The organism is Candidatus Binatia bacterium (genome assembly GCA_036493895.1).
Classification (GTDB): domain Bacteria; phylum Desulfobacterota; class Binatia; order UBA1149; family CAITLU01; genus DATNBU01.
This window is the reverse complement of sequence record DASXOZ010000035.1, coordinates 1-8084: the sequence shown is the minus strand read 5'-3', so window position 1 is coordinate 8084 and position 8084 is coordinate 1. Positions and strand designations below refer to the sequence as shown.

General features: G+C 66.5%; 7 protein-coding genes. 4 read left to right on the top strand and 3 right to left on the bottom strand.

Translation table 11 applies throughout. From position 1 onward, the window contains the following. The first annotated feature begins 680 nt into the window (after positions 1 to 680). The gene (locus VGK20_09450; GenBank protein HEY2774263.1) at positions 681 to 1151 is read left to right on the top strand and encodes a hypothetical protein; all 471 of its coding nucleotides are present in this window, start codon (positions 681 to 683) and stop codon (positions 1149 to 1151) included. Between the two features lie 134 nt (positions 1152 to 1285). Here the strand turns inward: VGK20_09450 and VGK20_09445 are convergent, their stop codons facing one another. Further along, the gene (locus VGK20_09445; protein ID HEY2774262.1) at positions 1286 to 2488 is read right to left on the bottom strand and encodes a hypothetical protein; all 1203 of its coding nucleotides are present in this window, start codon (positions 2486 to 2488) and stop codon (positions 1286 to 1288) included. Positions 2489 to 3004: 516 nt separating this feature from the next. Between VGK20_09445 and VGK20_09440 the strand changes: the two genes are divergently transcribed. Next, positions 3005 to 3190 carry a hypothetical protein gene (locus tag VGK20_09440; GenBank protein ID HEY2774261.1) on the top strand — a complete coding sequence of 62 codons (186 nt, stop codon included), beginning with the start codon at positions 3005 to 3007 and terminating at the stop codon, positions 3188 to 3190. A gap of 83 nt (positions 3191 to 3273) precedes the next feature. On the opposite strand, the gene cls is transcribed toward VGK20_09440, so the two are convergent. After that, positions 3274 to 4542 carry a cardiolipin synthase gene (cls, locus tag VGK20_09435; GenBank protein HEY2774260.1) on the bottom strand — a complete coding sequence of 423 codons (1269 nt, stop codon included), beginning with the start codon at positions 4540 to 4542 and terminating at the stop codon, positions 3274 to 3276. Between the two features lie 297 nt (positions 4543 to 4839). Here cls and VGK20_09430 point away from each other — a divergent pair, with 297 nt between their 5' ends. Next, a complete protein-coding gene (locus VGK20_09430) occupies positions 4840 to 5718 on the top strand; it encodes a TraR/DksA C4-type zinc finger protein (GenBank protein ID HEY2774259.1) in 879 nt (292 codons plus the stop codon). Between the two features lie 20 nt (positions 5719 to 5738). Here the strand turns inward: VGK20_09430 and VGK20_09425 are convergent, their stop codons facing one another. Then, positions 5739 to 6722: a TIGR03557 family F420-dependent LLM class oxidoreductase gene (locus VGK20_09425; protein ID HEY2774258.1), complete on the bottom strand. Its 984-nt coding sequence runs from the start codon at positions 6720 to 6722 to the stop codon at positions 5739 to 5741. Positions 6723 to 7225: 503 nt separating this feature from the next. On the opposite strand from VGK20_09425, the gene VGK20_09420 reads away from it, so the two are divergent. Beyond that, on the top strand, positions 7226 to 8084 hold an 859-nt coding region (locus tag VGK20_09420; protein HEY2774257.1), incomplete at its 3' end, for a hypothetical protein.

Sequence of the window (8084 nt, the reverse complement as noted above, 5' to 3'; positions counted from 1 at the left end):
CGCAGGATCGCCACATCGGCCGGATTCGGGGGAGGAATGCGGTCCTCGGAGTCGGCCGCCTGGGCAAAACCGGCGCCGGCGATCATCAGTACAGCTGCGACCAGCGCTGAGCGAGAGATCACTGCGAGGATCCGGGTCCCTGCTTCGATTCGGGTTGCTGCCATGTCCATGCCCTCCTTCCGTCCTTTACGTTTCGAGCTTCTTTGGGGGGTGCTTCGAACTCACCCCTCTGCTCACCTCCAAGCATATTCATCCGGGGGCGCTCTTCCAGAGTTTCCGGAGCTGCGCACAGAAATTTATTCTTGAAGCCCATCAGTCGGTTTTCATGCGGATGAAGCGGCATAAGTGTTCAATTTCACGCTGGAAAGCTTGCGACCTTGTTGCGGACTGGGGCGGTGAACATGTTGCACCCCCGCGCTAAAGACCTGAAAATATGTCGTGCATAAATGCAAGGTGCGGGGTGGTCGTTACCGCAAATCGTGACGCAGTGCCCACAAAGACGTCCGCGGGGCCCCGTCTGAGGCCCTGCCCGTAGCCACGCCCCTCGCGGGGAACCCCACCGTGGACGCCGCCGCGCCGATCGGCCGCCCGCTGTGCCCGCGGGCGGTGGTTTTTGTGATCCACAGTGGAAACCGCGTCTCCCGGGCCGTACGAATAAATCCCCGATGAGGAGGCCTTCCATGCAGTCCAGTTCCCACATCCCGACACTGATCTCCCGTATCGCATTCGCCGTCGTTCTCGCCGTTCCGTCGATTGCCGCTGCGAGCTCCACGCTCCAACCAGCGGGGCATGCGCCTGCGGCCGCCAGCGACGCGACGATGCTTGCCGGCGGCCGCGGATACGGCGGCGGCAAGCAGGGCAGCAGTGCCGGCCTCTACGGAGGGAGCAGCGCCGACGTGTATGGCGGTCGCAGCGGCGACTACGGCATGAAGGGCGCCAAGAAGGCCAAGGAAGACAACATCTACACGGCCGATACCGGCAAGACCGGCGCGCAAAAGAAGGCGGTCAAGCAGGCGAAGAACGAAGATCGCCAGGACGCCAAGAAGGAAAAGGCGCAGGTGCAGGAAGACGAGAAGGAAGACACCGATCGCGAGGTCCAGGCCGACAAGGAAGGCATGTCGAAGCAAGATCGCCAGGCCGCAAAAGACTGAACGCCGGGGACAGGTACCAGCGAGCTGGGGACAGGCCCCAGCGTTCTGGTGCCTGTCGCCGACTTCCCGAACTCCAACCAAGCCCCGGATGCCTTGCGGCATCCGGGGCTTTTTCGTTCAAGCGGCCGCGTGCGTCACTGGCACTTGCACGCCAGCCCTGCCGACGACGTCGCGACGCGACACTGGGCCGGTGCCGGGCATTCGCCGCCGCACTGGTCGGTGTTGACGATGCCGCACGACGGCGGAGTGCAGTTGCACGCACCGCTGGCGTCGCCCTTGCACTGCTGCGTCGCCGGATTCGGGCAGGCTCCGCCGCAGACACCGTTGGCATCGCTGCCGCACGGCGTCGGAGCGCACGTGCACTGGCCTGCCGTGTTCAGCTGGCAGATGTCGCCCGTGGTCGGGCACTCGCCGCCGCACTTGCCCGTCAGCGGATTCTGGCTGCACGGCGGCGGCGTTCCGCCTCCGCACGCGCACTGTCCGTTGATGAGGCTGCAGACGTCGCCTGCGACCGGGCAGTCTCCGCCGCAAGTCGGCACCGTACCCGGCACCAGCGCACACGGCGTCGTCGGAGGTACGCAAGTGCATTCGTTGGCGCTGTTGAGCAGGCACTTGTCGGCCTTGTTCGGGCAGTCGCCGCCGCAGGTTCCGGTAGCCGGATTGATGCCGCAGACGGGCGGCGGCGGAGGACCGCAGGCGCAGACCTTCGCGCCGGTCGCGGTGGCGGTAAGCTGGCAGCTTTGCGTCGGATCGGCACAGGGGCCTCCGCACTGGCCCTGCTTGTCGGGCTTGCCGCTGCAGGTGTTGTCGACCGGCGGTATGCACTTGCAGACGCCGTCGGTGTCGACGCGGCATTCGTCGGCAGTCGACGGGCAGATGCCGCCGCACTGCTTGCCGTCGGCGTTGGTCCCGCACGGAGGCGGAGCTTTCTTCGCCGGCACGTAGATCTTGTAGACCTTGTAGTGGCCCTGGCGGTGGACGCCGAACTGGTCGACCAGCAGTTTGTTGCTCGGTGACAGCTCCGACGTGCAGCGCACGAGGTAGCCGATGTAGTCGGCGTTGAGTGCGGGGCCGGTGATGTCGGGCCGCACGTTCGCCGACGCCGGTTGCACGTTGAGCTTGGTCGCCGGCACGCAGAAATCGTCGACCTTGATCAGCGTGCATCCTTTGGCGGTGAACTCCGGCTGCAGCTCCGCGAACAGGTCGGCCGAAGCCTTGACCACGAGCTTGTCGACGGCCTTGTAGCAAACGAGATGGTCGAGCTGGGCCAGCGCGCTGCCTGGCAGCGCAACGAGCGCGAGCGCGGCCGCGCACACGAGAATTCCGATCCTCTTCATATCCCCTCCGTTGGGTGAGCGCTCCCCGCAAAGCGCGAAGGCGGCAGGCGGGGAGATTCGCACCCGCCTGCACCGCGAGCGTTGCTCCACGGAGAACGTTTGTCACCGCGCGCTGCACTCGTATGCGCGCGAGTAAGTCTGCGATTGCACAACACCGCGGGATTGCACGGCCTTGACGGATCGCCGGCAAGAAAATCCCGATCGGCGTCCGGACACTCCCGACTTCCCGGACGGGGGCCACGAGCATCTTCTCGTCGGCGAGAATTTCGCGCCGGCAGTGTTACCACTCGATCGGGTAAGGTCGCGGTGAACCCGGCGAAACACCGCTGCAGCCTGTTTTGATGCATTCGTGGTTGCCGTCTGCGCAGGCGTGCAAATGCGGGCCACACACACCCGGGTCGGAGCGATGGTGGAGGTCATTGACGATCAGGAAACCGCGGCGCCAGCATCCGCCGCGCTGGGCTGCGCCGCTGTCGCAAGACGGTACGGATGCGCATGCCCGGCGGAGGTGAACGCATGGCCGAAAGTGACAGCAGCACGGGAATCGTCGCAGTGCTGGTGATCTTCGTCATCGTCGTGATGATCGGCTTCGTCGCGGTTCGATCGGGCGTGTTTGCCGGTCGCGGCGCCGAGGTGAAAGTGACGACGCAGTCGTCGTCGCCGGCTCCGGCGCAGCCGCCGGCCGCTCCGCACAACCCGTGATTCGTTGATCGACCCGGCGATCGCCGCTGCCACCGGCGGCGATCGCCGCGACAGTTCCGCGGCGCAGGCCGCGGCGGGGCGCTTTACAGCATGCGCTCCCAGAGCCGCGCCACGATTTCCTTGAACCTCGTCGACGGACCACGCCTCTTCCACCGCGCCGCGGTGATTTCCTGCGATTCGGCGATGTCGTCGCGGAACATCGCTTCGAGCTGGTCGCCGAAATCCTCGCCGAGGACAACTGCGTTGACTTCGTCGTTCTTCGCGAAGCTGCGGTAGTCGAGGTTGGCCGAGCCGACGGTCGACCAGACCCCGTCGATCACCGCCGTCTTCGCGTGCAGCAGCGGCCCGCGCCGCTCGTAAACGTGCACTCCCGCGCGCAACAGCTCGGAGAAGTGCGAGCGTCCGGCATAGCGCGTCATCCAGAAGCCTTCGCTCGGCAGGATGATGCGTACGTCGAGGCCGCGCCTGGCGTCGGCCTCGACGAGGCGCACCAGGTCGGGGTCGGGAACGAAGTACATCTGCGTCAGGTGCACCGAGCGCTCGGCGTGCGAGATCGCAGAGAGCAGCGTCTTGTGGATGATGCTTTCGGCGTCGTCGGGCGTGCTTCCGATTGCGCGGACGATGTCGCTGCCCGCCGGCGGGGGCGGGGAGCTCGGGTGCGAACGCCGGGGCGGGGGACCTTCCTGCTTGCGCCAGCTGTCGTCGAAGAGCCGCGCGAAATCGGAAACCACCGGTCCCTCGATGCGGACCTGGGTGTCGCGCCACGCTTTGCCTTCGACAGGCACGCGGCCGCCGCCGGACGAAGAGCTGCGGCCGCTGCCCGCATATTCGGTGCTGATGTTGATCCCGCCGGTGAATGCGACGCGCCCGTCGACGACGAGCAGCTTGCGATGATCGCGGTGCTCGAGTCGCCAGCGCCCGCGTGCGGTCAGCGGATTGACGGGGTTGAACTCGATGACGGCCACTCCCGCGCTGCGCAGCGAGTCGAAGAACTCGCGATCGGTCGAAAGGCAGCCGACGCTGTCGTACATGACCCTTACGTCCACGCCGTGGCGTGCCCGCTCCTGGAGCAACTGCGCGAAACGCTTGCCCACTTCATCGTCGCGGAACGTATAGACCTCGAGATCGATACTCCGTCGCGCCAGGCCAAGCTCCTTCTCCATCGCCGGGTACGCCTGGTCGCCGTCGCGCAGAAGGTCGACGCGGTTGCCGACGACGAGAGGACTGCCGGCGTACGCCTCCTCCACCGCGACGTGATGCAGCAGGACATCCGACACCCCGGATTGCCTGGCGAGACCGGCGAGGATCTTCTCGGAGCTCGAGGCCGAGAGGCGGCCTTGACTCGTCTGCAACGAAGGTGCGGCTGCCGCGGACGCCTGGCCGTCTCCACGCAAGCGGACATCGGGGGAGCAGCACGGTGCGGTCGCGATCAGAAGCACGACCAACGCGCGCGACACCAAGGGAGACGTGCGAAGGCTCACGCCCTCATCTTGGAACGGGGGCCGGCCGGCGTCGCTACCGGCGCACGCCGAAAGTGCCCCGGGAGGAGCGCTCCCCCTTCGGGTTGGCACACCGGTCGACACATCTGTCGAAAAGGAATCGCGCATGGAAACGGCGCCTGCGTCGTCGAATCAGCGCGACGAGGGAACATGCACGAGACGCTCAAGACAGCCGAGATCGAGGAGCTCCGCCGCGCGCTGGTTGCCGCCCGCAGGCGTGTGCTCCGCGCCCGTGATGCGGGAGAGGGCGAGCTCGACACCATCGAGTCGGATCGGGAAGACCAGCAACTCGAGCCGGAAGAGTTCGCGCAGGAGGAGCAGGCCGCCGACGTACGCACGCGAGTGACGGCACGCCAGTACGCGGAGCTTCGTCAGATCGACGGCGCGCTCGAGCGTATCGATCGCTCCACGTACGGCGCCTGCATCGATTGTGAAAAACCGATCGCTGTCGAGCGCCTGCGCTCGGAGCCGTGGGCGGCACGCTGCGCGGAGTGCGAAGCACGAAGCGAAGCGGCGCCAGAACCGGATCGCATCGACGCGACCGCGCGCCCCCAGGATTTTGCCGAAGACATTCCGGACGAGAAGCCTGACGGCGAGCCCGACGAGGGCCTCGCTCCTGCGCCGATCGCGCGCGACCTCGAAGTGCTCGACGACGCGGAAGTTGCCGAGACGATTCGCGAAGCGTTCCTCAACGAAGTCGGCGAAGCGCTGGACGACGTTCGCATCCTTTGCCGCGATGGTGTTGTCACGCTTGCCGGTGAGGTCGCCAACGAGGCGCTGCCCGAGATCGCGCGCCGGATCGTCGAGGACGAAACGGGCTACGAAGTCGTCGACCGCATGCTGGTCACGGCGTTCGCCGGCGAGCCTGCGCCCGGGCTGACACGCGGGATATCGGGCGGGCAACTGCCTGCCGAGGAGCCGACCGAGGACGAAGTCGAGGTCGCAGGGGAGACTTCCGAAGACATCCTCGAGGTCGAGGAGGAAGGGCTTACCTTCGTGCCTCCGTTACGGCCGGTGCCCGAACGCTAGGAAGCGGTCGCGGCTCGCTGTCAGCGGTGCAGCGCCGGCAGCACTTCGCGCCCGAACGTCTCGATCCAGTCTTCCTGGTTGCGTCCGACGTTGTGCAGGTAGATCTGGTCGAAGCCGAGGTCGATGAACTTCTGGATCTCCTTGCGATGCACTTCGCAGTCGGCCGTCATCAGCATGCGGCCGTCGAAATCGTCCGGCCGCACCATCCTCGCCATCTGCTCGAAATCCAGCGGCGAACGGATGTCCTGCTTCGGGAATTTCATTCCGCCGTTGGGCCATTCGACGAGCGCGTTCATCCGCGCTTCCTCGTCGGTGCGTGCCCACGACAGGTGGAGCTGGAGGATCTTGCGCCGGGGATTGTCGTGGCTGCACTTGGCGCAGCCTTCCTCGTAGGCTTTCAGGATCTTGTGGATCTTCTCGGCCGGCGCGCCGACCGTGATCAGCCCGTCGCAGAGCATGCCGACGCGCCTGGCCGTGATCGGGCCTGCCGTGGCGATGTAGATCGGCGGCGGCTCCTTCGGCATCGTCCACAGGCGCACGGTCTCGATCTTGAAGAACGGTCCCTGGTGGCGCGTTTCCTTTCCGGTGAACAGGTTGCGCATGAACTGCACGGCTTCGAACATGCGGTTGGCGCGCTCGGGAGCCTCGGGCCAGTAGCCGGCCACGACGTGCTCGTTGATCGCTTCGCCGGAGCCGAGCCCCACCCAGAACCTTCCCGGGAACATCGCCGCCATCGTCGCTGCGGCTTGCGCGATGATGACGGGATGCGTGCGGAACGAAGGGCAGGTTACCCCCGGTCCGATGTCCCCTTTGGTGCGGTCGGCAACCACCGCCATGAATGACCAGACGAATGCCGACTGCCCCTGCTGCGGCACCCACGGCTGCAGGTGGTCGGAGGCCATCACTCCGTCGAACCCGCTGGCTTCGGCCTTCTCGCAGAAGCGCAGCGCATCGGTCGGATGGAACTGCTCGAGCATGGCCGCATAACCGATCTTGATCGTCATCGTTTCTCCTCGCGTTCCCGCACCTCCGGCGCAGGTCGCCCGTCTGGATGCGCTACCGCGGACGCAGACCGAATGATTCCGCTACGGAGCGCCGATCGTGTCAGGCTTCGCGGTGCGAGGCCACTTTCGCCGCCGCGATCCACGAAGGCGCCCGATCGAGCCCGCCAGGGAGCGGGACATCCCGGCGAGGACCCCCGATCCTGAGGACTTCCAAGATATCGCGGCCGTCGAAGTCGGCCGATGACGGCGTGCCACGCAGGACCGCGCCGCTGGTCGAAAAGCATCGCTTCGAGGTGGTCGCCGGGCCTCCGGTTCGGTGATGCAGCTGCGAATCATCGTCCCGGATTCACCCGGTAATTCTCCGGGTGCACGCCGCGTGACGCCAGCCACACGCATCGACTGGTTCCTCGCTCGGTTCGCTCGCCACAACGCTGACCGGATGACCACAATGCGTCGTTCGGCCGCGGCCGCTTCGACGGTCGCGGACCAAGGGGGGAGTTGCCATGGTTCGCACGTCGCTGTCGTGCGCGTTGCTGATTGCTGTCGGAGCGCTGCTCGAAAGTTGCAGCGGCGGAGGAGGGGGTGATCCCCGCTACTGGTTCGGCATGAACGGCAGCGGCCCCTGCGATCACGTCGTCGTCGACGTGGATCTCGCATCGGCCTCTGCGACCGTTGCTCGCGCGGAAGACGGAAGCCTCGATTGCCACGCGAGCGAAGTCGTCAGCGGGCACGGCTGTTCGGCCGCGTTCCGCGAGACCGGCGGCGGCTCGACGCTGCAGGTAACGATCGACGGCTGCTCTCTCGGTGCGGTCAGCAGCCTGTTCGAGTGCGCGTTCGCCAGCGGCGACCCTTCGCGCCTCTCCGATGCCGTTGCTACCACGTGCTCGTGCTCGCTGGATTCCTGCGACGGTACTCCTCCGGCCTGCGTCTCGACGAACCCGGACCCGGGCTCGTGCGAAGACTGCGGCAACGGAAAGGACGACGACGGCAACGGGCTCATCGACTGCGCGGACCCGAACTGCCAGCACTCGCCACTGTGCGCGAGCGCGACCACGTCGACGACGACCAGCTCGAGCTCGACCAGCACGACGACTACGACGGTGCCGGCCGTTGCGGGGTTCGTCCTCGCATTCGGGCTTCCCGATGCGACGAACATCGGCTCCGTAAGCTGGGATACCTACTACGGCGGCGCGGGAGTCTCCGCCTCGCGCAAGCGCGACGTCGGCAGCAGTCCCGCTTGCCAGGGCCTCGTCGATTCGGCGACGTCGACGTTCGTCGACGATCCGGCGGCGCAGACGATCCATGCCACCGTTTCCGGACTGAGCGGAGACCCGGGCTCGGTGGATCTCGCCCAATGCACCT

What these genes read in the sequence shown, in the direction of transcription:
- VGK20_09425 (HEY2774258.1), bottom strand. Translation starts at nt 6,722, where the DNA reads ATGACGATCAAGATCGGTTATGCGGCCATGCTCGAGCAGTTCCATCCG.
- VGK20_09450 (HEY2774263.1), top strand. Translation starts at nt 681, where the DNA reads ATGCAGTCCAGTTCCCACATCCCGACACTGATCTCCCGTATCGCATTC.
- VGK20_09445 (HEY2774262.1), bottom strand. Translation starts at nt 2,488, where the DNA reads ATGAAGAGGATCGGAATTCTCGTGTGCGCGGCCGCGCTCGCGCTCGTT.
- VGK20_09440 (HEY2774261.1), top strand. Translation starts at nt 3,005, where the DNA reads ATGGCCGAAAGTGACAGCAGCACGGGAATCGTCGCAGTGCTGGTGATC.
- VGK20_09430 (HEY2774259.1), top strand. Translation starts at nt 4,840, where the DNA reads ATGCACGAGACGCTCAAGACAGCCGAGATCGAGGAGCTCCGCCGCGCG.